Origin of the sequence: Nocardia sp. 852002-20019_SCH5090214 (assembly GCF_001665865.1) — a bacterium.
Taxonomy (GTDB): Bacteria; Actinomycetota; Actinomycetes; order Mycobacteriales; family Mycobacteriaceae; genus Nocardia; species Nocardia nova.
The window spans coordinates 1-1465 of record NZ_LZMK01000162.1 but is presented as its reverse complement, the minus strand read 5'-3'; the positions used below and the strand labels follow the sequence as shown (position 1 = coordinate 1465).

At 69.3% G+C, this 1465-nt stretch carries 1 pseudogene; it reads right to left on the bottom strand.

Annotation, left to right across the window (positions count from 1 at the left end):
* Nucleotides 1-111: 111 nt before the first annotated feature.
* Nucleotides 112-1465 (bottom strand): annotated as a pseudogene (locus tag A5780_RS40920) (hypothetical protein); the annotation flags it as partial.

Sequence of the window (1465 nt, the reverse complement as noted above, 5' to 3'; positions counted from 1 at the left end):
CTCGATGGAGCGGCCTTCCACGGGTAGATCTCCGGTTCGTGATCGGCTGCCTCGGAAGCGGTTTCGAGCGGTGCCACAGTCGTTCCCCCCTTGGAAGTTCGGAACGACGTCTCAGCGCTCGTGACCGGTGTCGCGGTCACGGTCGCGGTTGTAGGCCTGCGCGAGCCCAGTCCCCGGGGCGGTCTGGCGCGCTCGTGCCTCCGGGGTGGGCGGCTTCACCGCTTCACTCGGCGGCTTGGCCCGCCCGGCCGCAGCGGCCAGGCGCTGAGCGCGCTGGTCCTCAGTCAGTCCGGCCTGGCGCAGGTTGTACTCCAGCAGCGCGAGGCGTTCGGGGCTGTCGTAGGAGGGCGGGCCGGGATTGCGTTCGGCGGCGACCTTTTCTCGGCGACCGGCCCACTGGTCCTGGACGGCGCGTGCGCGCTCGCCTTTCTTCTCGCAGGCGTCGTTTTCGACGGCGAGGAATTGGTTCACGTCGAGGCGGACGTGTTCGGGCACCCCGGCAGTGATCATGCTGTTGCGCAGCTGTTCCTCGGCTTGGGTGGCTTCGTAGTCGTCGCGACTGGTGCGCCCGGCCGCCAGCGCGGTCTGCGCGAGGACCACACGGTTGAGGTCGTCGCGGACTGCGCGGACAGTGCCCTCGGGCGCGGCCGCGGTCGACAAGATTTTTTCGATCTCGCGGCGGTTTTCCTCGGCGTAGGCACGCGCGTAGTTGTCGCGGCGTTCGCGCTCGATCGCGGCCGCGGACCGGTCATCGGCCAGCAGCGTGTCCGGCACCTGAGTTTTCCCGGCCTCGATATCGGTGAGCACGGCGCGCAGCTGGTCACGCTCGATATCGGCCAAACCCTTGCCCGACTTGATCGCCTTGTCGATCTGAGCGCGCATCACCTCGGCCCGCTGCCGCTGGTCTTTGTCCCACCTCGCCTCGGGGTCCTTGCCGTCGGGATCGAGGGCGATGCGGGCCTCCACGATCGGCGCCAGCGCCGCATACGCGCGCACGGTCGTGGCGAGCTCGTCGCGGTTGACGTGATCGGGCCACAACGGCTTACGCGCCTCGGCCGGGTTTTTGCGGATCTGTTTGCCCCGCTCGCGGGCGATCTCGCGGTCTTTCTCGGTCATCACCGAGATCGCCTCGGCCAGCCGCGCCTGCACACCGACGGTGTCGTGCCCGTGCTGCAGGCGAACCTGGTAATCCGTGAGCAGGGTGTCGACCCGGAATTTGGCCTCCTCTCCCGGATCGACCAGCGGAGAGTCCATGCGGCGCAGAGCGGCGGCCGCCGCACCCGCACTCACGAGCCCCTGGGCTTTCGAGCCGGTGGCCGCGGCCCCGCCCAGATACAGGGCGACGAACCGGGCCTTGGTGGCGACCGGCTCGCCGATCCCGGCGGCCTGCATCTTCTTCGTCAGCGCCGTGAGACGGTCCGGGGTGGGATTGGTGCGCCACTGTTCGATCTGGGCGTACAGCTCC